At 69.6% G+C, this 22,378-nt stretch carries 24 protein-coding genes and 1 pseudogene; 9 read left to right on the top strand and 16 right to left on the bottom strand.

The features are described from left to right. Positions 1–145 precede the first annotated feature (145 nt). Positions 146–661 (bottom strand): hypothetical protein, encoded by a 516-nt coding sequence (locus E1300_RS49775; protein WP_165502635.1) that lies wholly within the window; start codon positions 659–661, stop codon positions 146–148. An 851-nt stretch (positions 662–1,512) separates the two neighbouring features. Next, on the bottom strand, positions 1,513–1,767 hold the full coding sequence (locus tag E1300_RS02105) for a hypothetical protein (protein ID WP_131755135.1): 255 nt from the start codon (positions 1,765–1,767) through the stop codon (positions 1,513–1,515). Positions 1,768–3,041: 1,274 nt separating this feature from the next. Here E1300_RS02105 and E1300_RS51235 point away from each other — a divergent pair. Together E1300_RS51235 and E1300_RS51240 are read left to right on the top strand one after the other, a co-directional pair. Beyond that, entirely contained in the window at positions 3,042–3,476 is a 435-nt protein-coding gene (locus E1300_RS51235; protein ID WP_207399430.1) for a HAMP domain-containing protein, read from the top strand. A gap of 83 nt (positions 3,477–3,559) precedes the next feature. Further along, on the top strand, positions 3,560–3,928 hold the full coding sequence (locus E1300_RS51240; RefSeq protein WP_207399431.1) for a sensor histidine kinase: 369 nt from the start codon (positions 3,560–3,562) through the stop codon (positions 3,926–3,928). A 33-nt stretch (positions 3,929–3,961) separates the two neighbouring features. Here the strand turns inward: E1300_RS51240 and E1300_RS02115 are convergent, their stop codons facing one another. The 3 genes from E1300_RS02115 to E1300_RS02125 all read right to left on the bottom strand — a co-directional run bounded on the left by E1300_RS02115 (position 3,962) and on the right by E1300_RS02125 (position 6,132). Continuing rightward, complete coding sequence (locus tag E1300_RS02115) at positions 3,962–4,402, bottom strand: universal stress protein (protein WP_165502636.1); 441 nt, start codon at positions 4,400–4,402, stop codon at positions 3,962–3,964. Positions 4,403–4,531: 129 nt separating this feature from the next. Next, positions 4,532–4,984, bottom strand: coding sequence for a pyridoxamine 5'-phosphate oxidase family protein (locus tag E1300_RS02120; RefSeq protein WP_131755137.1), 453 nt, complete (start codon positions 4,982–4,984; stop codon positions 4,532–4,534). Next, positions 4,981–6,132, bottom strand: coding sequence for a universal stress protein (locus E1300_RS02125; protein WP_131755138.1), 1,152 nt, complete (start codon positions 6,130–6,132; stop codon positions 4,981–4,983). Before E1300_RS02125 ends, E1300_RS02120 begins: the two co-directional genes overlap by 4 nt. Between E1300_RS02125 and E1300_RS02130 the strand changes: the two genes are divergently transcribed. After that, positions 6,131–7,138, top strand: a complete 1,008-nt coding sequence (locus tag E1300_RS02130) for an Acg family FMN-binding oxidoreductase (protein ID WP_242618892.1) — start codon at positions 6,131–6,133, stop codon at positions 7,136–7,138. The genes E1300_RS02125 and E1300_RS02130 overlap by 2 nt on opposite strands. 68 nt (positions 7,139–7,206) lie before the next feature. On the opposite strand, the gene E1300_RS02135 is transcribed toward E1300_RS02130, so the two are convergent. Next, entirely contained in the window at positions 7,207–7,851 is a 645-nt protein-coding gene (locus E1300_RS02135) for a response regulator transcription factor (protein ID WP_370784328.1), read from the bottom strand. A gap of 244 nt (positions 7,852–8,095) precedes the next feature. Here E1300_RS02135 and E1300_RS02140 point away from each other — a divergent pair, with 244 nt between their 5' ends. Both E1300_RS02140 and E1300_RS02145 read left to right on the top strand, forming a co-directional pair. Next, entirely contained in the window at positions 8,096–8,665 is a 570-nt protein-coding gene (locus tag E1300_RS02140; RefSeq protein ID WP_131755140.1) for a DoxX family membrane protein, read from the top strand. Between the two features lie 175 nt (positions 8,666–8,840). Next, complete coding sequence (locus E1300_RS02145) at positions 8,841–10,556, top strand: GAF domain-containing sensor histidine kinase (protein ID WP_131755141.1); 1,716 nt, start codon at positions 8,841–8,843, stop codon at positions 10,554–10,556. Here the strand turns inward: E1300_RS02145 and E1300_RS02150 are convergent. Then, positions 10,553–10,759: a CBS domain-containing protein gene (locus E1300_RS02150; protein WP_131755202.1), complete on the bottom strand. Its 207-nt coding sequence runs from the start codon at positions 10,757–10,759 to the stop codon at positions 10,553–10,555. The genes E1300_RS02145 and E1300_RS02150 overlap by 4 nt on opposite strands. 100 nt (positions 10,760–10,859) lie before the next feature. Between E1300_RS02150 and E1300_RS02155 the strand changes: the two genes are divergently transcribed. Then, positions 10,860–11,615, top strand: a complete 756-nt coding sequence (locus E1300_RS02155; protein WP_131755142.1) for a hypothetical protein — start codon at positions 10,860–10,862, stop codon at positions 11,613–11,615. Positions 11,616–11,804: 189 nt separating this feature from the next. Here the strand turns inward: E1300_RS02155 and E1300_RS53800 are convergent, their stop codons facing one another. Continuing rightward, positions 11,805–11,981 (bottom strand): NUDIX hydrolase, encoded by a 177-nt coding sequence (locus E1300_RS53800; protein WP_131755203.1) that lies wholly within the window; start codon positions 11,979–11,981, stop codon positions 11,805–11,807. Between the two features lie 184 nt (positions 11,982–12,165). Here E1300_RS53800 and E1300_RS53295 point away from each other — a divergent pair. Beyond that, positions 12,166–12,261, top strand: a pseudogene (locus E1300_RS53295) (4Fe-4S dicluster domain-containing protein); the annotation flags it as partial. Positions 12,262–12,332: 71 nt separating this feature from the next. Here the strand turns inward: E1300_RS53295 and E1300_RS52110 are convergent. The 3 genes from E1300_RS52110 to E1300_RS02180 all read right to left on the bottom strand — a co-directional run bounded on the left by E1300_RS52110 (position 12,333) and on the right by E1300_RS02180 (position 14,876). Beyond that, entirely contained in the window at positions 12,333–13,796 is a 1,464-nt protein-coding gene (locus E1300_RS52110; protein WP_131755143.1) for a hypothetical protein, read from the bottom strand. Positions 13,797–13,837: 41 nt separating this feature from the next. Beyond that, a complete protein-coding gene (locus E1300_RS02175) occupies positions 13,838–14,326 on the bottom strand; it encodes a hypothetical protein (protein ID WP_131755144.1) in 489 nt (162 codons plus the stop codon). 97 nt (positions 14,327–14,423) lie between these two features. Continuing rightward, positions 14,424–14,876, bottom strand: a complete 453-nt coding sequence (locus tag E1300_RS02180; protein ID WP_131755145.1) for a pyridoxamine 5'-phosphate oxidase family protein — start codon at positions 14,874–14,876, stop codon at positions 14,424–14,426. A 259-nt stretch (positions 14,877–15,135) separates the two neighbouring features. On the opposite strand from E1300_RS02180, the gene E1300_RS02185 reads away from it, so the two are divergent. Next, a complete protein-coding gene (locus E1300_RS02185) occupies positions 15,136–15,597 on the top strand; it encodes a flavodoxin domain-containing protein (protein WP_131755146.1) in 462 nt (153 codons plus the stop codon). 90 nt (positions 15,598–15,687) lie between these two features. Here E1300_RS02185 and E1300_RS49780 read toward each other — a convergent pair whose 3' ends face one another. After that, complete coding sequence (locus tag E1300_RS49780) at positions 15,688–15,858, bottom strand: hypothetical protein (protein ID WP_165502638.1); 171 nt, start codon at positions 15,856–15,858, stop codon at positions 15,688–15,690. A gap of 240 nt (positions 15,859–16,098) precedes the next feature. Here E1300_RS49780 and E1300_RS53300 point away from each other — a divergent pair, with 240 nt between their 5' ends. Further along, positions 16,099–16,221, top strand: a complete 123-nt coding sequence (locus E1300_RS53300) for a hypothetical protein (protein WP_278045336.1) — start codon at positions 16,099–16,101, stop codon at positions 16,219–16,221. Between the two features lie 108 nt (positions 16,222–16,329). Here E1300_RS53300 and cydC read toward each other — a convergent pair whose 3' ends face one another. Genes cydC through E1300_RS02205 form a run of 4 tightly spaced genes read right to left on the bottom strand, consistent with a single transcriptional unit; the run spans position 16,330 to position 22,251 of the window. Then, entirely contained in the window at positions 16,330–18,069 is a 1,740-nt protein-coding gene (gene cydC, locus E1300_RS02190) for a thiol reductant ABC exporter subunit CydC (RefSeq protein WP_131755147.1), read from the bottom strand. Next, positions 18,066–19,757: a thiol reductant ABC exporter subunit CydD gene (gene cydD, locus E1300_RS02195; protein WP_131755148.1), complete on the bottom strand. Its 1,692-nt coding sequence runs from the start codon at positions 19,755–19,757 to the stop codon at positions 18,066–18,068. The genes cydC and cydD overlap by 4 nt, the downstream gene beginning before the upstream one ends. Next, a complete protein-coding gene (cydB, locus tag E1300_RS02200; protein WP_131755149.1) occupies positions 19,754–20,845 on the bottom strand; it encodes a cytochrome d ubiquinol oxidase subunit II in 1,092 nt (363 codons plus the stop codon). The genes cydD and cydB overlap by 4 nt, the downstream gene beginning before the upstream one ends. 20 nt (positions 20,846–20,865) lie before the next feature. Further along, entirely contained in the window at positions 20,866–22,251 is a 1,386-nt protein-coding gene (locus E1300_RS02205; RefSeq protein WP_131755150.1) for a cytochrome ubiquinol oxidase subunit I, read from the bottom strand. Positions 22,252–22,378: the final 127 nt, after the last annotated feature.

Raw genomic sequence — 22,378 nt, forward strand, 5'->3', positions numbered from 1 at the left:
AGCTTACGAACCGTCCACCAGAGAAGCCTCATAGTGCTCTGCCACGGCCAAGCTTCGGGCACCGATCTCGGGACTGCGAGATTGGCTGCCTCGGCGGCACGAGAAACAGGCGACCGTTCACTCTCGCCAAAGAACTCGCGAATTTCTAGACGAGATCAGAGCAGGGGCCTGCGCCCATAACTCCGAGTGATCGGAGCGCCTTGACCTCGGGGTCAGATGCTGCGTCTACTCGGTCTCCTGAAACAGAACTTCCGTTCCTTAGGTCCTCGGCGATCTGATGTTGCCTGCTGCTCGACTCGTCCAGTTGAGATACTGCGGTCTGCACTTTTCTTGCGATACTCACTGGGGTCTTGATGCGGGCGATCCCGGAGGACAGGTCGAGAGTGTTTGCGCTCGATTCATCTTCCAATTGTGCCAGCATCAGAACCTGCTCCCGACTGGGTGGAGTGCCCATGGCGTTGCTGAGGTTGGTCATCCGGATCGCAGTGTTCACGTATCTAGGCCTCATGCTCTGGCATAGGTCACCGACACTCTTCGCCCACTTGGAAGTGTCTTCGCTAGCCGACGTCGTCGGAGGTGGTGGCTTGGGATCGGCCTGGTGATCGTCGATCTGTTGGTAAGTGAAGAAAACTGCTGCGGCGGCGATCGGCAGGCCCAGCACAGCGGCGATGGCGGAGATCCCTGCCGGGCTTCGCCATCCACTTCCTGAAGATCTCGAGTCGTCTCGTGATCCTTGCGCTCTCCCCGGTGGGTGCATGAGCCGATACTAGGCGAGTTGCATCAGGAGGGTTCATAACTTCGCTGGCCAGATCCTGACCACCGTTCACGGAACCCGATTCCGTCGCAACTACCTCGTCTGTAACGGACAGCGGGTAGATCCCACCGAAAGCGTCGAGTGGTCATTGATCGCCGAAGAGAAAGCAACCAGGGTGGGGCAGACCACTACCTTCACGCAAGTGGGGGAAGAGTTGGGGTCGGTCCACACGGTGTGAAAGACGTTGCCAAAGTCGCGTGCCAGGATGCTCCGCGGTGGGAGGATGGGGCCCGGACGATCGGCCCGGCCACCGCAGCGACTTATGGTCGTTCTCTGCGGAGCCGGGCCGAGTTCGTCGACGAGGTGGTCGGCTAAGTCGAGTGGACACGCGCTCAACACGAGCCATCGGCGCCGCCTATACCCGGCGACCGACCACCGCGTTGAAGAGGCGGTGACGATATCACCACACCCATACCTCGATCTGAGGCGCCAGGTTGTTGGCTTCGTCTCGCCCTGTGGCATTGGTCACTGTTACCGGGAACCCCGCCCAGAACCCCCATTCGCGGTGGTCCTCCCCTACACCGAGATGGACGTAAGCTGGCTGAGCTGCCCCCGCCTGATAGCTGACGGTGACGGGCATATTCCCCGTGTTGTAGACGTGTACGGTGGTCCTTCCCCAGAAGGTCCATGTGGGGAAGGTGGCTTGCTCCCACGAATTGAGAGTCGCTGTCTTCGCGCTGCCGGGCGCATCTCCGGGCTTAGGCATCGGTCACACCAGGTTGCAGTCTGTGAACACGGATCTCCATCGAAGCGTCGATGGTCGGTTCCATGGGTTGAACCTGCTCGATACGAGGTTCATCTCTGGAGATGGTCGGCGTGCGGGTTGGTTGAATCTGCCTGACGGTCACCTGGAAGGAGTCATCGAAAGAAGGCGCGACTTGCGGCTCCACCTTACGAATGATGACGTCGCCGACCATTTGTGAGGCGACAGATGTCGGTGGCTGGTTGGCCATGGCACCTCTCAGTTGATTCATCGACGATGAAGCGATCTATCTCCTCTCTTATCGGGTCTCCTTCAGGGTTACGCCTATCGATTCATGATTTCCATAGCTACCTTTAGATCATCTGTCCGTTGTCGGTCAACCAGAAATTGATCGTCCCGATCGCCTCATCGGTATCATCTTTCTCTTTGTGCTGCTTGAGGCAAGGGTGAACGCTGCGGAACCCGGGGTAGCGGTCTTTGCTGCACTGCCTCTCTTTTATCGTTCTGGATCGTCGAACGTCTGGGGGCGGGGGGTGTGACCGGGGAACCGTCGACTCCGCGCGACCGTCCGGCACGCGACTGCTCGCCAAATGTTCACTCACTCGCCGCTAGAGCTTTTCAACTGCCGAAGGAGCGGACTCATCAAGCCATGGCGGATCGGATGGCGACCGGTAGCGGCCACCAGGATGAAGCGGCCTGGCTCAAAGTCGCTCGTATGCTTGCCTGACGACCCAGATCTACTGTGATGGCCATGAGTGAGAACATAACGAAGGAGCTGATCCGACTCGTTCCCACCTTTGTGTGGGCTGCGGTCATTCTCACGGTTGTGCTCTTGTTCAGAGCAGTGATCAAAGACAGACAAGCCAACCACCTTCGAGAGTGCGGCCTTCCTTCTGCGCTCCCTCGGAATTACGGTCGGGGATGAATCAGGCGCTGGTTCTGCTCTGTTGTGGATCGATTCCGAGGGCGTGGAGTCGGCGGGCAGGGTGATTCCTTGACTGGTCGTCTCGGTCGGCGTCCGGGGAACAGCCAGGTGAAATCCATGGTGCGGGCGCTGCTGTCGGCAGTTTGCGGGTGGCCACGAGTTCCTGAATGGGGTCGGTGAGCGGGGTGGGCAGCACGATGGGTCGGCTTCCGAGGTGGAGGAGCGGCTGGTCGTGTGCGCACGCCTTCAAGGCCAGGTCCTGTGCCTCCAGCCAGTCCAGTAGCACGGCGGGTGCGGTGAGGTGCTCGCGGACGTCCTGGCATGGTGGTGGGTGGTCAGCTGGCCGTGCAGACGCTGCGAAGACGGCGTAGATGGTGCCAGACGGCGCACCCGTGCAGAGCCGGTTGATGCTCAGGAACGGTGCGCGGGGCGATGGAGTCGAGGGTGGTGAGGCGCCCGTCCCGGGATGGGAGAGCGCCCGAGGTGATCAGCGTCGACCGCAAGTGGTTCAGGGTGAGACCGGGTGGCATCTGGTCGAGCAACTCATGGATCAAGTTGCGGTTCTCGCTGGCGACGTCTTGCCGGCGTCCCACCGGATCGTGGCGGCCACGACCTGTCCTTCGGCGCTGGACGACTATCGGGTCATGGCCCAGCGCGGCGATGACGGCGACGTCCTGGTGACCGGCCTCCCGATGCGGTCCGTGGACACGGTGCACCGCCTCATGCTGGTCGAGGCCGTGGTCTTCGCCAGCGTGCTGGCCGCCGCGGGTGCCGCGGCGGCGATGTGGTCGCTGCGGCCGCTGCGCCGTGTCGCCGCGACCGCGTCTCGGGTCGCCGAGCTGCCTCTGGCCAGCGGTGAGGTCGCGATGCCGGAACGGGTGCCCGACATCGATCCCCGGACCGAGGTCGGGCTCGTCGGCGCGGCCCTCAACCGCATGCTCGGCCACGTCGAGAACGCGCTGGCCCGCAGGAAGTTCTCCGGCTCGCTCGCCTGGGCGCCGGCCGTCCGCTGGAGTCGGCGCCGGTCGATCTGACCGGCCTCGTCCTGGACGCGACCGCCGATGCAAGGGTCGCCGGGCCCGAGCGTCACTGGCGGCTCGTTCTTCCCGAGGATCCGGTGACGCTCCAGGGCGATGAGCACCGGCTCCACCAGCTCGTCGCCAACCTGCTCGCCAACGCCCGGACGCATACTGCACCCGGCACTCATGGCACCGTGCGGCTGACTCTTCGCGGCGGGGACGCCGTCCTCCAGGTCGAGGGCGACGGCCCCGGCGTTTCGCCCGATGCACGCGCCGAGATCTTTCAGCGGCTCGTCCGCGCGGACCACGGCCGCTCGCGATCAGCGGGTGGCACCGGGCTCGGTCTGGCCATCGTCCGAGCCGTGGCGGCCGCGCATGGCGGATGCGCCGAACTTGCCGACAGCCCTGCCGGGATGTCCTTCATCGTCATCCTGCCGACGGCGGGTCGCCCACCTGAGATCGGATAGCCCGCCGTCCCGGCGGCTGCGGCGGGCCCTGGATCAGTGGCTCTCTTGGCCGATCCGCTGGTCCGCGCAGATGACGAGCTGGCAGCGCGCCTTCTCCCGGACGACGGGAACCGTGTCGCCGCCGAGCGGATTGCCGTACTCGGAGTGCAGCCGAGCCCCCACGACGAGGAGTTCGGCGTGCTCGGACGCCTTGGCCAGCACCTCACCCGGCTCGCCGTAGACGATGCGCAGCGTCGTGGTGGGGTGCTGCGAGCGCGGCACCTCGGCGGCGACCAGCGTCCGCAGGTGCTTCCACTCCTTGGCGGTGCGGAACAGGCGTGGCGCGGAGGAGTCTCCGGGGCGCAGCACGCGAAGGACGAGCAGGCGGGCATGACGGTCGCGCGCCTCTCGGGCGGCGCGGTGCAGCGCGGCGATCGAGTTGGGCGATCCGTCGACGCCGACGACGACACGGCGTTGGTCGGGCACGAGCTTCATGGTCGACCTCCTTGAGTCGGCTCCAGCCTCGTCTATGAGAGATCGGCGGGGGCAGGGCCGAGCGTCCCGGCCCATGGGGACCTTCGGCCCGTCAGGAGGCATGCGCGAACACGTCGTGGCTGCTCGACCTCATGCGAGGTAGTCCGGTGCGTCCATGTGCTCGATGGTGACGCCGCCGTGATGGGGAAGGATGCGCCTGCCCGTGACCTCCTGAGGGATCAGCCGCACGAAGAACGGCGCCTGGGAGGTGTCCCAGGTCTCAAGGCCGAGCCGTGCCAGGTCGGCGGCTTCCAGCGGGTCGGTGACGACGCTCGCGTGGCCGGTGAGCAGCACGCTCCACGCCGCGCGCAGAGCGGGTTCGAGGTCGTCCGCCTCGAAGGTGATGAGGCGGTCGTGGCGGACGGCGTCGAGGATGGGGCCGTGCCCGGTGCGCAGGACGACCGTCGTCCCCTCCATCACGAAGTTCACGGGCAGCACATGGGCCTTGCGGCCCTCGACCCAGGCGATGCGGCCGACCGGGACGCTCTGGAGCAGGACGATGGCGTCCCCTTCGGCGACCGGGTGCAGTTCGTAACTGGTCATGGTGCCGCCTCTCTGGTTCCGGGAGGCTCCTGGCCACGTGGGTGGACGACCGCCACGGGGCAGCGGGCGTAGTGGATGGTGCCGTGGCTGACAGAACCGAACGGCACCATGTGGCCTTGCGAGCCGAGGACGATCAGGTCGACGCGGGGCGAGATGCCGACCAGGACGTCGACCGGGTGCCCGATGAGGACCTCCTCGATGACCTTGACGTTCGGATGGCGTGAGCGCCACGGCTCCAGGATCGCGGCCAGCGGGCGGCGGTACGTCTCGCGCATGGCGTTCCAGCCGACGCCGCTCTCGGCTGAGTACGGGGTCGGCTGCCAGATGTGCACGGGGCGCAGATGCGCTCCACGTGTGGCCGCCTGGGTGAAGGCGAAGTCCAGCGAGGCGGACGGATCCTGGACTAGGTCGAGTCCCACGACGACTTCACCCTTCGGGGTGCCGTCAGTTCCGCGGACGACGACCACTGGTCCGGGAAGGTATCCAGCGAGATGCAGCCCGGTGGAGCCGAGCAGCAGTTCGGCGAAACCTCCGCGTCCACGGTTGCCGATCACCACTTCCGCCGCGCCGCCGGCCGCGCTGCTCCGCAGACCCGCCGGGACGTCCCGGTCGTGCGTCAGGAAGGTCTCGACATCGAGGTCCGGTCGCCGTTCGAGGGCCAGCGCGCGTCCGTCCCGCAAAGCACGGTCTCCGAGCTCGGTCGGAGCGTTCATCGGGCTGTGGACGGGGTGGTCGTGTGTGTGCCGTCGTACGACGTGCACGATGTGCAGGGGTGCGCCGAGGCGGGCGGCATCGTCCGCCGCCCAGCCGACAGCCCGCTGCGATGGCGCGGAACCGTCCGTTCCGACGATCACCGCTGGTGTGCCTGCCGACATCGTTTCCCTCCTCGGTCCATCGGCGCCTCCGATTCCCAGCCTTGGCAGGAAGTCGGTCAGGGCGTAGGGACCTTCGTCCTGAGAAAGCGGCCTCCCAGTCCCAGACCGCATTCCTCGATCGGACGGACGTTGAGGCCTGCACCGACCGCGAACTCGCCAGAACGACGCGTCCCCGGAGCGACCCACTCGTCCCGAGGACAACGGACCTTCGGCCCTTCCGACGATCCGCTGACCGGTGATGCGCTGGTAACCGAATCTGAGGGGAGCTGTCATGAAGGGTGAGCGACTAATGACGGGCCGGGCGACGGAGGATGCCAGGCGCGCGATCGAGGACGCGGTCTGGGCCCCGTCGGTGCACAACACCCAGCCGTGGCGGTTCGGCGTGCGCGGGACGCGGATCAGCCTGCGCGCCGACGCCGACCGCCGCCTGGACGTCGCGGATCCCGACGGCAGGGAGATGCTCATCAGCTGCGGTGCGGCGCTGTACACGCTCCGCCTGTCGCTGCGCGTGCTCGGCTACGAGCCGGAGGTGCGGCTGCTTCCCGATCCCGACCGCCCGCATCTGCTGGCGGACGTCCAGATGGAGCCGGGGAAGCCGGCCGGGGAGGAGACCGAGCGGGCCTACGCGCAGGTGCGGCGGCGCCGCAGCCACCGCGGCGGGTTCGCGGCCGAGCAGCCGCCGCCGTCCCTGCTGGACGCGATCCGGTACGAGGCCGAGCGTGAGGGCGCCCGCCTCATCCGCGCGATCGACGTTCATGTGCAGGGTGCCCTCGCGGCGCTCACCGACGCCGCCGAGCACATCCAGCGGCGCACACCCGCCTACGCCGCCGAGATCGCCCGCTGGGCGCCGGCTCCCGGTACGTCCCGCACGGACGGTGTCCAGCACGCCGCCTACCCGAGCGAGACTCCGCGCACCGAGCCGCACTTCGCGGCCCGCGACTTCGCGCGCGGAAGGGGCTGGGGGATCGAGCCGACGGCGGACGGCCCTGCGTCCCACCCAGGCGTCGTGATGCTCCTTGTCACAGCGGCGGACACCCCGAGCGACTGGCTGCGGGCCGGCCAGGGTCTCCAGCGCGCCCTGCTACTCGCCGCCCAGCACGACCTCGCCGCCGCCTATCACACCCAGGCGTTGCAGGTTCCGAGGCTTCGCGACCTCATCCGCACGCAGTTCTGCGGCGACGGTCACCCGCAACTCCTGCTGCGACTGGGCAGGCCGGTGGGGGAGGACCTCACCAGCATCCGCCGCCCCGTCCCAGAAATCATGATCATCGAGTCCTGACGCCGCCGGCGATCACGCTCGCCGCGCATCCTCCGCGGCGGGCGTGATCGGCACAGAGGCCGTGGGCTTCACTTCCAGCTCCTGCCGTTCTGGCTGGTCGAGTCGGTCTTGATCTGGGCGGCGAAGGCGGCGGCCTGGGTGCGGCGGCTCATGCCGAGCTTGGCGAAGATGGCGGAGATGTAGTTCTTGACGGTCTTCTCGGCGAGGAAGAGGCGTTCGCCGATCTGGCGGTTGGTCAGCCCTTCGCCGATGAGTTCCAGGATCTGGCGTTCCTGAGCGGTGAGCCCCTTGAGGGGGTCCTTCTTCTCCTGACGCTCACGGATGCGCTGCATCATCCGGGCCGTGCTGCGGGGGTCCAGCAGGGACTGCCCGGACGCGACGGTGCGGACGGCGCCGACCAGGTCCGAGCCGTGGATCTGCTTGAGGACGTACCCGGCGGCTCCCGCCATGACGGCTTCGAACAGGGCCTCCTCGTCGTCGAAGGAGGTCAGCATCAGGCAGGCCAGTTCCGGCATCCGGGACCGCAGCTCCCGGCAGACGCTCACCCCGTCCCCGTCGGGCAGGCGCACGTCCAGGACGGCGACGTCGGGCCGGGCGGCGGGGATGCGGGCCAGCGCGTGATCGGCGGTGCCCGCCTCGCCGACGATCTCGATGTCGTCCTCGGCCGACAGCAGGGCGGCCACGCCCCGGCGGACCACCTCGTGGTCGTCCATCAGGAAAACGCGGATCGGTCTGTGGTCCCGGGAGTCGTGGCCCGTCATGGCATCTTCCCTTGCCTCATCGGTGGTGCCCTGGACGTTACTCGGCGCCCGTCGCTCCCTGGGGGAACGGAGGTCCCGGATCAAGCGGGACCTTGGTCCCGACGATCAGGCACCGAACGTACCTAGGGCGCGGACGCCGCCCGCGATTGAGTCGGAGGTGAAGCGATCGAGCGGTGCGATGGAAGGTGAGACCACGATGGCGGTTCCCGAGCACGAGACGGAAGTCAGGCATGGACGCGACACTCTGGTGCGTGTGGTGGCGGCCAAGCCGCTGACCGAGTCGCCCGCGGCGCGGTACACCTGGGCGGTGGCCCGGCTGGCGCTGGGCTGGGTGTTCGTCTGGGCGTTCCTGGACAAGACCTTCGGACTGGGCCATGAGACCCCGTCGGCCAAGGCGTGGATCGATGGCGGCAGCCCCACCGAGGGATTCCTCAAGAACTCGCCCACCGGCCCGTTCGAGGGGTTCTACCACGACATCGCCGGTGCGGCGTGGGCGGACTGGCTGTTCATGATCGGACTGGCCGGGATCGGGGCCGCGCTGATCCTGGGGGTCGGGATGCGGCTCGCGGCCGCGGCGGGCGCGCTGCTGCTGGTGATGATGTGGACCGTCGTCCTGCCCCCGGAGAACAACCTGTTCATGGACGACCACCTGATCTACGCCGTCCTCGTCGTCGGCCTGGCCCTTGTCAGCGCCGGCGACACCCTCGGCCTCGGACGCTGGTGGAGCCGGCTCGGATTCGTCAAGCGCCTCCCGTTCCTCAAGTGACGGAGCCGCCTGCGATCGAAGGAGCGCTCGCCAAGAGCGCTCCTTCCGTCATGTGAGGGGCCGGCGACCGGAACACGTGTCGAAGCGGGCCCCCGAAACGATGGTGTGACCCTTCTTGCAGTCCCATGGATGCCCTGAAGCTGACACGCCGATCAGGGCCGGTGATACTGGCAGCGTGCCCCAGGGACCCCGCTCCGGTGACGATCGCGCGAGACTGATCCTCCCCCAACTCCAGCTGGATGACCTGCTCAGCGAACTGCAAGCGAGGCTGGAGACGGCGCGGTCCACGCGCGACCGCGTGCACGCGCTGCTGGAGGCGGTCGTCTCGATCGGCAGCGAGCTGGACCTGGAGACCGTGCTGCGCCGCATCGTCGAGGCCGCCACCACACTGGTGGACGCCCGCTACGGCGCCTTGGGCGTCATCGGCGAGAACGGCGAACGGCTGGTGCAGTTCGTCACCGTCGGCGTCACCGAAGAGGAGATCGCCGCGATCGGGCACTGGCCGCACGGCCACGGCATCCTCGGTCTGCTCATCCGCGAGCCGCACCCGCTGCGGCTGCCCGACCTCGCCGAGCATCCCGACTCGTACGGGTTCCCGGCCAACCACCCGGCGATGCGCACCTTCCTCGGAGTCCCGATCCGGATCCGGGACGAGGTCTTCGGCAACCTCTACCTGACCGAGAAGGCCGGCGGCGGGCAGTTCGAGGAGGAGGACCAGGTCGTGGTGTCCGCGCTGGCCACGGCCGCGGGCATCGCGATCGAGAACGCCCGGCTGTACGCGGAGGCGCGGCGGCGCGAGCGGTGGCTCGAAGCCTCGGCGGAGGTCTCCACCGCGCTGCTGTCGGGCACCGACCCGCACGAGGTGACCGCCCTCGTCGCGGAGCGGGCCCGCCAGATCGCCGACGCCGACCTCGCGACGGTGGCCCTGGTCGATGAGGCGACCGAGGAGATCGTCGTGGTGGCCGCCGAGGGAACGGGCGCGGACGAGGTGCGGGGCCTGCGGGCTCCGATCGACCGATCGCTGTCGGGCGGCGTCTACACCCGGGGCGTCTCGCTGCGGCTGTCCGACGGCCGGGACGCGGCCGAGGGGGCCGGCGCGCCGATCCCGGTGGCCTTCGGCCCTCTGGTGATCGTGCCGCTGGGCGCCGGGGGTTCCGCGCGAGGTGTGATCACGGTGCTGAACGCGCCGGGCGAGCCGGAGTTCGGCGAGTCCGCGGAGCGGCTGCTGGAGGCGTTCGCGGCCCAGGCCGCCGTGGCCCTGGAACTGGCCGAACGCCGGCGCGACGCCGAGCGGATCGTCCTGCTGGAGGACCGCGACCGCATCGCGAAGGACCTGCACGACACCGTCATCCAGCGGCTCTTCGCCACCGCCATGACGCTGATGAGCGCCATCAAGATCACCGAGAGGCGGGACGTCGCGGTACGCGTGCAGCGGGCCGTGGACGATCTCGACGACACGATCCGGCAGATCCGCTCCTCGATCTTCGCGCTGCAGGCCGCGCCCGGGGACGAGTCGCTGCGCAGCCGGCTGCACGCGGTCGTCGACTCCGCCGCCGAAAGCCTGGGTCTCGCGCCTTCGGTCAGGATGGACGGCCTGCTCGACACCGCCGTGGACGACGAGGCCGCCGACCACCTGCTCGCGGTCCTGCAGGAGGCGCTGTCGAATGCGACCCGGCACGCCCAGGCCAGCGAGGTCAGCGTGGCCATCAAGGTCGGCGACGACCTCACCCTGCGCGTCCAGGACAACGGCGTCGGCATATCCGGCGGCGGACGGCGGAGCGGCCTGCGCAACATGCGCGAGCGGGCCGAAAGCCTGGGCGGTTCGTTCGAGACACAACCAGGACCCGACAAGGGCACGCTGCTCGTCTGGACCGTCCCACTCGATCGCTAAGAGGGTGCCTTCGATCCTCTCTGGCGATCGTTGGAGGGATCGAAGGCACCCTCTCCGAGTCCGGCACCGGCAGCAGCTTTGCGCAGGCCGGCGCATCGTGACCGTGCCATGACGGGAAGGCGGCTGACGTGCTTGCGCTGCATGAGGCGGGCCGCCTCCTCCACGGTCGGGTCGGGCGGAAACGTGACGGCGGGGGACGTCATGAGGTCGGCCGCCGCGGTGCCGGCGGTCTTGCGCACCTCGCGGCGCCGCTGCGGTCCGGCGAACGGGTGAGGGGCAGTTCAGCGATTGGGGGCATCGATCATGTTCGTGCTGTTCTTCTTTCTGCTCGCGTATTCGCTCGTTGGATGGTTCATCGCTCGCCGCTATTACGAGAAGCGCCATGGAACATCGTTGACCTCCGAGGAGCCCGGCGCCGTGGCCGCCTCCTTGGTGGGACTCGTCTGGCCGGCCGCACTCTTCGTCGACACGCTCAAGAACCCGTCCGCCTGCGACGACGCCCTACATCGCGCTGCGCGCCCGCCGACCATCCAGTCGGAATTCCGCACAGCGCCCGTCACTTCAGGCTCTCTGGGAGCGCCGTCGATCGAGCCCTACGACAAGCAGCCCTCGGCACGACCGCAGCCGCGGGACATGCCGGCCGCCCCAAACCCGGAACCGGACACGCCGGAGCCTCGTCCGAAAGAGCAGCAGATCACCACCGAGTCCGCGCCCGTGTCGGCGACTCGGGCCAAGCCCGACTATGCCGCATCGGTCGAGCGCTGGCTGAACGCCCTGGAGACTGAGAGATCACCGCAGGAACGCGCACTGACCGAGGAGCTCCTGGAACGGGTGGGTCCTGCGCCTCTTCCGCCCAAGTTCGGCACGCCGTCGGCCCAGTTCTTGCTCAGGTTCTACGAAGTCAGGGCTTATACGAAGTACACGGCCGAACATCGATCGAGGAGTGCCTGGCTCGGCTTCGGTGAAGCTGAAAAGGCAAGCGACTCCGCCGGGATGGAGCGCGCGCACAACTCCGCCGAATTCTGGACCTCCGTCGCCTCCTATGTCGAAGGCTTCTGATCGGTAGGGTCTCCTTTCGTCGGTTTGCCGGGATGGAAGCTGGCTGGTCGGGAGTCTGGCTGCTGCGGTATCCCGATGGTGACGGCCCGGACACCGCGGAACGATCGCGGCGCGAGGTGGTTCCAATGAGGGAGATCCCGCCGGTGGGTGGCCGTGAGCTCGTCGTTGGGCGGGAACGACCGCGAAGCGTCAGCGGCCTGACCGGTGAGCGGGCGCCGTGTTCGGTATGCCGGTCGGGAGCCATGGTGAAGGTCGTATAGCCGGTGAAGCCGAGCGGCCCTCGGATACGTGGTAGGCCTCCTCCAGCACCTCGCGCGCGGCCGCCTCGCGGGACGTCTCGCCGGGATCGATCCGCCCGCCGGGCAGCTCCCGGCATCGCCGGAACCGGTTGGAAGACCATCAGGAAGCGATCGCCGAGCCGTCCGCGGTTGCCGAGCACGATCTCCAGTGCTTCGCCCGCGTGCTGCCGCAGCCCTGCCGGGACGCTCCGGTCGTGGACCGTGATCGCCTCCACGGCGAGGCCGGGAGGCCGGGTCCACCGCGATGGCATGTGGGAAACCGCTACCGAGAGTGGCTGATGCACGAGCTCGGCACCTGGCACGACCAGTTCGGCTCGTCCGGCTGCGGCCGCTGCATCGTCTGGTGCCCCGTAGGGATAGACCCCGCCGCCGAGTCGCTGCCCTCAGCGCTGCGACGACCCAGCCGGCCTGGGGCCGGTCACGTCCGTGCGAACTGCTCCGACCGCACACCAAACACGTCGATGAGCGGCTCTTGCCACAAGGTCAGTCGCCATTCCCGCGAGCGGAGGTCACCGCAAGCCTCGACGAGCAGGCGTCGTAGAAGCCGGGTGACCTCGTACATCGTGATCGACTGCCGGACGACCGGCTGGGGATCGTCCATCGGATCGCAGAGGAAGACCTCCAACTCGCCGTTCGGGTACTCGACGACGGGCCAATCGCAGAAGCGGGCCAGGAAGACGAAAGTGTCTACCGCGGGCCTGAACAGGACGGTGTCGGTGTCGGTCTCCGCGTAGATTCTGAAGAACCGGACGCCGGTGTAGACCATCGCGTCCACTGTCATCTCCTCGATGACGCGCACGTTGCCCTCGGAATCGATTCCGGGTCGCAGCCGTTCCGCCCAGGCCCATACCGCTCTGATGTTCTGCTCCATGATCCCCCGGCGCGACATCACCGGCAGGTTGAGCAGATGAGAAGCCTGGCCGCGCTGCTGTACCGCGCTGCGCACGATCAGATCCAGCCGTCGCTGGTCGCTCAGCCCCTCCACGTCCTCGGGCGTGCGGTCGGCGATCAGTTCGAACGCCTCGGCGAAGCCATGGACGTCCTTAAGCGCGAGCGCGTAGCGGGCGTAAGGGAGCATGGACTCCACGTAATCGTTAGGTGGCGGCAAGCCGGGGATGTCGGCTACCTGTACACCGAGTGCGACGTCGGCGAGATCCAGGATGTGCCGCGGCAGAAGACCGGGGACGGGCACGTCCGCGGCCGAGGCCAACTCCTCCAGCGCGCGATACAGCCCAACCCGGTTGCGCCGGATGTGCTCATCGATCAGCGGTCCCGAGCCGGGCGAACAGGCGCGCAGCAATTCGGCAGTGTAGGCCGAGGCGCGGCTTTCCATGATTCCGCGCGTGGACCGATGCATGATCGGGGTGCCGTTCGCGCGGTACACGCCCTCGGACAAGGGCCACGACCGGAAGGTCCCGAATCGAAGAGGAGTCGACTCGGTGAGGGCCTCCCGGCTGATATCGACCGCTTCCGCGATCGTCTCAGCAGGACATCCGAGCGGGATACCGAGAAGGAAACGCTGTAGTGTCTCTATAGCCCTCAAGCGCGTGAGGCCCGTGCGGACGGCCTGCGGCAGCGCCGGATCCGGATCGGCGGCGAGATCGAACCACGGTGTCGGGAGCCGGATCGCCGGATCGGCGGCCGCATGGCGGAGGATCCCGATGGACTCTCGCACCTGCGCCAGAGCGGCCTGGCGAAAGACGAGGCCGAACGGCGTGGCGGCCCATTGGCAGCGATGAAGGAACTCCTCGATCAGGACGGCGCGATCATTGACGAGCTCGGCGCTGCCCACCTCGTAGTCGATGAAAGGGAACGCGTCGGGGATGCGCTGGTTGAAACGCAGGTGATCGGTGCGCGGATGGTAGCTGCCGGTCAACATCACGGATCACGTGTTCCAGGCCGCCGTCGGCGGTCGCGCCCGGCTCAGCCGTCTGAGCAGGCGCACAGCCGGCTCAGGCCCAGCTTGACCGCCAGGGTCGCGACGGTCCCCGCGGGGATGCCCCCGACGACGGTCACGATGACGTCCGCCACAGCCGCGGTGAGCGTCAGGCCGTCGCTGAAGGCTCCGGTCTTGCGCTTCTCGCAATACCTCCACTCAACGCAGATGCGCTCGTGGAGGCGCCCGGACAATCGCGCGTAAGTGGCACGTCCGGTCTCCCGCGCTTCCTCGGCCGAGAACATGATCTCGGCATTGTCCGGATCGGCCTGGGCCAGCAGGATGTACAGCTCGTCGATGTCCTTCTCGTGCAGTTCTTCGAGCTCCGCGTGATCCACCGGCACGCTTGCCTCCGATACCTTCGACATTGGACGGAAGCCTAGCCGCGGTGACGCGCCTTCGAGGCGCGTTCGGCGACTCGTCGTCGGTGACCGGAAGGTGGTGACGCCGGCCTGGCAGTTGAGCTCCCAGGCCATCAGGAGAATTCCCTGTCGGAGATGGTCAGGAGATCTCGCGTCATCAACTCCGCGACGGCGCGCCTTTCCAGCGGACGGTTCGTGCTCATGGCTGCTTCTATCGACGGTGTGCGAGCAGAGCACTGTGCGCGTCACCCGGCCCCGGGACGAAGCGCGTGCCGGAGACCTGGCGGCAGGTGATGCGGATGAACGCGTCGCGCCTCCCCGGTGCCCAGGGGACCGGCTGGAGACGCGCCAGCCGTTCGGCTTCGGGGACGGCGGTGACCGCCTGAGCGGGACCGACGGTGGTGACCGACCAGCCGGCCCGGGTCACGGGGTCGATGTCGTCGACCTCGAACGCGACGATGGCGCCGCGCAGCGCGGCGCCGAACTTCGATCCGGGCGCCGTCCGCACGACCAGGGCCAGGTCGCCGTCCATCGCGAACGCGACCGGCCGGATCGCCGGAAGCGCCTGGTCGGTGTAGGCCACCCTGCCGACGTGAGCCGACCTCAGCAGCGCGAGGCACTCCCCGCGGCTCAGGGCCATCGTGCCCGTGTCAGCGTTCTCCATGTCTCCAGAGTGGCCGGGAAGCCACCGAGACTTCAGAGCCGAACGTCCCGGAAAACCGGGACCGCCGTCCGGACGCGCCGGCGCGGCGATGGCCGCGGGAATCCAGATGCACGCCATTCGCCAGGGGGCGAAGGTCCTCCGACCGGCAGACTCATGCCCTTACCCGGTGAAACGGCGCGGACGGACGCTGAACCTACGGAAGCCATTTCGGGAGGTGTGATCGTGAACGGACGCTGCGTACCGCCTCACCGGCGGGTGAGTGCGCACTGCGCTGGGCGGCCGCGGAGGCGGCCCCGCGCTGCGCGAGTCGGGCCTGGAGCCCGACGTCCGCCGCGCCTGCTCGACCGCCGCGCTGGACCGCTACGACGCGGTCGTCCTCGGCGGCGCCCTGTACGTCGGCCGCTGGCACCGTGAGGCTCGTGCCTTCGTCCGGCGGTTCGCCGGCGAGATGGCCGAGCGGCCTACCTGGTTGTTCAGCAGCGGACCGCTCGACCGCACCGCCGATGAGAAGAGCATCGACCCGGTGCGGGGCGTCGCCGAGGCCGCCCGCAGAGTCGGGGCCAGAGGCCACGCCACCTTCGGCGGGCGGCTCAGGTCCGATGCCCGGGGCTTCCTCGCGTCCAGGATCGCGAAGACGTCCGGCGGCGACTACCGCGACCGCGACCAAGTGCGCGCCTGGGCCGCCGGCATCGCCCGTGACCTCCAGACGATCGGTGTCTGACCTCGCGGGTCCTGCTGCCTCGGCCACACGTCCCGTGTGGCCGGGGCAGCGACCGTTTCCGCCACTGCGGGCCCTGGAGGCCGCCTCATCTCACCTGGAGGCGCCGTCCACGGCGGCACCGAGGGCGGCCAGAGCCTGTTCGAGCGCCTTGTCGACGGTGCCGCTGGTATCGATCGTGTCGGTCCGCGGCGCCGCGTCCGCCGCCATGGCGTGGGCGATCCCGGTGTCGGCGTCCGAGGGACCGGGCCGGCGGGTGCGCATGCGCGCGGATGCGATTCGGGCGGCGTCTCGAGCACTGACAGCGGTATGGCCATCCGTTTCGACGGTGAACTCCAGCGGGACCCCGGTCACGGAGCCGGGCGGTCGAGCGGCGGCAGAAGCAGCAGCTCGCGCGCCCGTCGAGCGGCCGGTACCCGCACGCTGTCGGGCGCGTCGAGAGGTGTGAAGCGGCCACGGCAACTACGACCTCGGCGAAGGCCGACGGGCCCGTCGACGATGGCCGTGACGCTGCTCGTGCCGCCCGAGGAGGTCTGGTCGTGGCTGTCCAGATGGCTCCTGCACCATTTCCGCGTCCTCGCGCCGGCGCTGTGGAAGGTCCAGCTCGGCCTGCGCCCCGGCTGGTGAGGCGCGGCCCTGGCATGACCGACCAACGTCCCGTTCCACTAGTGATCAGCTCGGTGTATGGCGCTGCGGGGGACGCGTGGGTCTCTGCAGACGGGCGTGGTGGGCTCGTCACGCTGTCGCCCAGGCGGTGAGGCGGGCGTAGGGACCGGGGCGGTGGGCGAGGTCCTGGTGGGAGCCGCGCTGCACGGGGCGTCCGTGGTCGAGGACGATGATCTCGTCCACCTCGTCCAGGCCGGTGAGGTCGTGGGTGATCAGGAGGGTGGTGCGGCCGCGGGTGGCGTCGAGGAGGTCGGCGGTGAGGGCGGCGCGGGCGCCGGGATCGAGGTGCGCCGTGGGCTCGTCGAGGACCATGACGGGCGGGTCGGCGAGGAGGGCGCGGGCCAGGGCCAGCCGGCGGCGCTCACCGCCGGAGAGGGCGGCGCCGTGCGTCCCGACCGGCGTGTTCCATCCCTGCGGCAGGGCCTCGATCCAGTCGAGCAGGCGGGCGCGGCGGGCGGCGGAGCGCAGGGCCTCGTCGGACGCGCCGGGACGGGCGAGGCGCAGGTTCTCCTGGATGGTGCTGTCGAAGACGTAGGGGTTCTGCGGCATGCCGCCGATGACGCGGCGGACGTCGTCCGGGGCGAAGGCCGTCATGTCCCGTCCGTTGATGGTGACGGTGCCGCGGGCGGGGTCGAGGAAGCGGAGCAGGACGGCGGCGACGGTGCTCTTGCCCGCGCCGCTGGGGCCGACGAGGGCGACGCGGCGTCCGGGGGACAGATCGAGGTCCAGCCCCTGGACGGCCCAGGGCTCCTGCGGCCCGTACCGGACCCAGAGGTCGCGCACGCGCACGTGTATCGGCGTTTCGGGCAGGGGCGGCGGCGTGGCGGGGGTGTGAACGGGGTCGGGCGCGTCGAGTACCGCGGTGAGGCGGCGGGCGGACGAGGTGGTCTCGGCGAGCCGGACGGCCGCCGCGGGCAGGGGCGAGACGGTCTCGAACGCGGCCAGCGCGGTGAGGGTGAGCGCGGCGAGCGGGACGCGGCCGAGGGTGCCGTCGGACACCGCCGAGACGCCGAGGACGAGGACGCCCCAGACGGTCAGCCCGGCGACGCCGACCGCGAGGCCCGCACCGATGGCGGCGGCGCGCGCGTTGCGGCGTTCGGCGCGGACGACCTCGGCGTCGGCACGCGCCAGCTCGGCCAGCGCCCGGTCCTCGGCGCCGTGGGCGATGAGCTCCCGGGCACCGGAGAAGACGTCGACCATGCGGGCCGCGAGGTCGCCGCGGGCGGCGGTGGCGCGGCGGGCCGAAGCGCGGGCGAGGCGGCCGAGCGTCCACGGGACGACCGCGCCGGCGACCAGCAGGCCGGCGCCCAGCAGCGCGGCCGCGGGCGTGAGGAGGAAGGCGCAGGCGGTGACGGTGACCCCGCCGCACAGCGCCGCGGCGGCGACCGGCAGGACACCGCGGACGATCACGTCCTGGATGTCGTCGACGTCGGAGACGAGCCGGGCGAGCAGATCCCCGGACCGGAACCCGCGCAGACCGTGCGGGGCTATGCGGGCGAGCCGCCGGTAGAGGCCCACCCTGAGGTCGCCGAGCACGCGGAACGCGGCATCGTGCGAGGTCAGCCGCTCGACGTAGCGGAGGACCCCGCGGCTCACACCGAGGGCGCGGACGGCGACGACGGCGATCGTCAGCGCCGTCACGCTCGGATGCTCGGCGGCCCGGGCGATGAGGTAGCCGGACACGCCGAGCAGCGCGATCCCGGCGGCGGTCGCGCCGGCGCCCGCGGCGGCGGCCACAAGCAGCTCGGCCCGCAGGGGACGGGCGAAGGCGAGAAGCCGAACGAACGGCGGACGTGTCGCAGCGGTCATGAGAGCACCTTCAGGGGAGCGGTCGTCATGAGTTCGCCTTCGAGGGGCGCGCCGATGGTGAGGCGTCCTGCGTCGAGGCGGGCGACGCGGTCGGCGCTGCCGGTCCAGCGATGGTCGTGGGTGACCATGACGACGGTGCGGCCGGCCATGAGGTGCTCCAAGGTGTCGTGCAACTCCGCGGCGCCGATCCCGTCCAGGTGGGCGGTCGGCTCGTCCAGCAGCAGGATCGGCGCGTCGCGCAGGAAGGCGCGTGCCAGCGCGATCCTGCGGCGCTGGCCGCTGGACAGGCGGCTCCCGTTCTCGCCGACCGGGGTCAGGTAGCCCTCGGGAAGGGCCTCGATGAAGGACGCGGCTCCGGCCAGTGCCGCGGCGTGGCGCAGTGCGGCGTCGTCGGCGTCCGGGTGGCCGAGCCGGATGTTGTCGGCGACGGTTCCGGTGAACAGGTGCGGGTCCTGGGGCACCCAGGCGATCTCGCGTCGCCAGTCGGCGGCGGGCGTCGCGGCGAAACCCGTGTCGCCCGACTCCGGTCTGGTGAACCGCAGGATGACGGCGAGCAGCGTCGACTTCCCCGCGCCGCTCGGCCCGATGACCACGAGGCGTTCCCCAGGCTCGACCGCCAGGGAGACGTCATCGAGGGCGGGCGACGTCCTGTCCGGGTATCGGACGGTCACATGCGACAGCCACAGCGCTTGAGCGGGCTCGCGCGGAATGCGGGCAGGGATGGAGGGAGCGGAACGGTGGCCGTCGGACGGTCTGTCGCCGAGCAGGTCGAGGGCGCGTCCCGCGGCGGTGGCGCCCTCCATGCTGGCGTGGAACTGGGCGCCGACGTTCCGCAGCGGCAGGTAGACCTCGGGCGCCAGGATGAGGACGAGCAGAGCCGTTTCGTAGGGCAGTCCGCCGTCCAGGAGCCGCAGTCCGACCTCGACCGCGACGAGCGCCACCGAGAGGGTCGCCAGCAATTCCAGGACGAGCGCGGACAGGAACGCCACGCGCAGAGTCCGCATGGTGGCGCGGCGGTGTGCCGCCGTCACGTCGGCTATGACTGCCGCCTGGGCCTGCGCGCGGCCGAACACCTTCAGGGTGGGGAGCCCTTGGACGACGTCCAGGAAGTGTCCGCCGAGCCTTTCCAGCAGGTTCCATTGGCGTTCGGTGCGGGCGCGCGTGTGCAGCCCCACGAGGATCATGAACACCGGGATGAGGGGCAGTGTTACCGCCATGACCAGCGCGGAGGTGAGGTCGGCCCGGGCTACGACGACCAGGACGGCCACTGGGGTGATGATGGCCAGGACGAGTTGCGGGAGGTACCGGGCGAAGTAGGGGTCGAGTGCGTCGAGCCCGCGCGTGGCCAGCGTGACCAGGTCGCCCGGACGCGCGTCGGCCGTCCCACCCGTGTGGAGGGATCGCCCGGCCAGGCGTGACCGCAAACGGGACTTGACCAGGCTGGACGCCCTCGTCGCCAGCGACTCGCCGCCCGCCGCGACCAGGGTCCGCGCCGCCACGACGGCCGGAAGCCCGATGAGGGCCGCGGTCGCGACCGTGCCGTCGAACGCGGCGGCGAGAACGTGGGCCAGCAGTACCGCCTGCATGACGACCAGCGCGGTCGTGACGGCCCCCAGCAGGACCGTGCCCGCCAGGAACCGGCGCGCGGGCGCGGCCTCGCGCAGCAGCCTCGGATCGACGGGCTTCACCGCCCGGCCCCGGCGGCCCGATCGGCTTCGGAAGCCCCGTCGGCCCCGGCGATCCGGTCGGTTCCGGTGGTCGGGAGGGGTGCGCCCAGCGTCTCGCGGGTGAGCCGCTGCCGGAACACCCAGTACGACCACGCCTGGTAGGCCAGCACGATGGGCGTGAAGACGACCGCGACCCACGTCATCACCGTGAGGGTGTAGTGGCTGGACGCGGCGTTGTGCACGGTCAGGCTGAACGCGTCCGAGGTCGAGGACGGCATGACGTCCGGCCACAGGTTGCCGAACAGGGTGATCGTGGTGGCCGCGATGGCGAGGGCGGTGCCGGTGAAGGCGATGCCCTCGCGGCCGCGCAGCGCCGCCGCGACGCCGCCGCACAGTGCGACCGCCGCCACCGCCGCGGTGCCCCAGGTCGCCGGACGTCCGTGGGACAGCTGCGTCCAGGCCAGGAAGGCGGCGGCGACCAGGACGACCGGTGCCCAGGCGCGGGAGACAAGGTCGCGGGCGCGGTAGCGGATCTCGCCGCCGGTCTTGAGCGCGAGGAACACGGCGCCGTGCAGGGTGAACACCAGCAGGGTGGTGAGCCCGCCGAGCAGGGCGTAGGGGTTGAGGAGCGTCAGCAGCGTCCCGGTGTACTGGTGGCCGGCGTCGATCGGGACGCCGCGGACGATGTTCGCGAACGCCACCCCCCAGAGGAAGGCCGGCAGCAGCGAGCCCCAGAAGATGGCCCGGTCCCAGTTGCGCCGCCAGCGGGGATCGTCGACCTTCCCGCGGTACTCGAAGGCGACGCCGCGCACGATGAGCGCGGCGAGGATGAGCAGCAGCGGCAGGTAGAAGCCGCTGAACAGGGTCGCGTACCACTCGGGGAAGGCGGCGAAGGTGGCGCCGCCCGCGACCAGCAGCCACACCTCGTTGCCGTCCCAGACCGGGCCGATGCTGTTGATCATCACGCGGCGGTCGGTGCCGCTGTGGCCCGCTCCGCGGGGCGCCAGCAAGGGCAGCAGGACGCCGACGCCGAAGTCGAAGCCTTCGAGGACGAAGTAGCCGATCCACAGCACCGCGATGAGGGTGAACCAGACGGTGGTGAGTTCCATGGGGGTCTCCCGGGTGCTGCTCAGTAGGTGAAGGCGGGGACGGGCTCGTCCGCCGGGACGTCCTGCTCGGGCGGCGGGCCCTGCCGCGCGTACCGGACCATGAGCCCGCCGGAGATTGCCGCGAGCACCGCGTAGAGCAGCGTGAACACCGTCAGGGAGGCGATGACGGACGCGCCGCCCACGGAGGGCGAGACGCCGTCGCGGGTCTTGAGGACCCCCGCGACCACCCAGGGCTGGCGGCCCATCTCGGTGAAGATCCAGCCCATCGTGTTGGCCAGGTAGGGCAGGGCGACGCAGGCGAGGGCGGCGCGGGGAAACCACCGCCCGGCCGGGAAGCGGCCGCGGCGGGTCACCCACAGCCCCGCGAGGGCGAGCAGCGCCGCCACCGCGCCGAAGCCGATCATCAAGCGGAAGCTCCAGTACGTCACGGGGACGGCGGGCCGGTAGTCGCCGGGCCCGTACCGGGCCTGGTACTGGCGCTGGACGTCGTCGATGCCCTCCACGGTCCCGTCCGGGTCACCGGTCGCCATGAACGACAGCACGTGGGGCACGCGCAGGCTCCACAACTCCTCGCTCCCGTCCAGCGACCCGACCGTGAACAGCGAGAACGACGCGGGGGAGGAGGTGGTGTAGAGCGCCTCGGCGGCCGCCATCTTCATGGGCTGCTGCTCGGTCATGATCCTTGCCTGCACGTCGCCGGAGACCGTGACCCCGACGGCCGCGACCACCGAGACCAGCAGGCCCGCCCGCAGCGCCGGCCGGAACACCGCGCGCTCGCCGTCGCGGCCGAGATGCCACGCGCTGATCCCGATCACGAAGAGCCCGGCGGTGAGGAACGCCCCGAACAGCACGTGCGGGAACGTCACCAGCGCGGTCGAGTTCGTCAGGACGTCCCAGATGCTGGTGAGCTCCGCCCGTCTCGTCTCCGGGTTGATCCGGTAGCCCACCGGGTGCTGCATCCACGAGTTCGCCGCGAGGATGAAGTACGCCGACACGTTGGTGCCGATCGCGGCGAGCCAGATCGTCGCCAGGTGCAGGCGCGCCGGCAGCCGGTCCCAGCCGAAGATCCACAAGCCGAGGAACGTCGACTCCAGGAAGAACGCCAGCAGTCCCTCCATCGCCAGCGGCGCCCCGAACACGTCCCCGACGAACCGCGAGTAGGCGGACCAGTTCATGCCGAACTGGAACTCCTGCACGATGCCGGTGACCACGCCCATCGCGAAGTTGATCAGCATCAGCTTCCCGAAGAACCGCGTCATCCGCAGGCGGGCGGGGTCGCGCGTCCGGTACCAGGACGTCTGCATGCCCGCCACCAGGACCGACAGCCCGATCGTCAGCGGCACGAAGATGAAGTGGTAGACGGTCGTGATGCCGAACTGCCAGCGGGAGAGGTCCAGGGCGTCCACGGGACTCCTTACCGATGTGTAGGCGGACGGCCCAACCCCATCAGGCCAGGTTGCGACGCAGGAGAGGCGAAAGGTCCGGCTTCTTTGGGACCTTGGTCCGTTCGTCCACGTCCTGATCGGTGACCGT

Origin of the sequence: Actinomadura fibrosa (genome assembly GCF_900659615.1) — a bacterium.
Taxonomy (GTDB): Bacteria; Actinomycetota; Actinomycetes; order Streptosporangiales; family Streptosporangiaceae; genus Spirillospora; species Spirillospora fibrosa.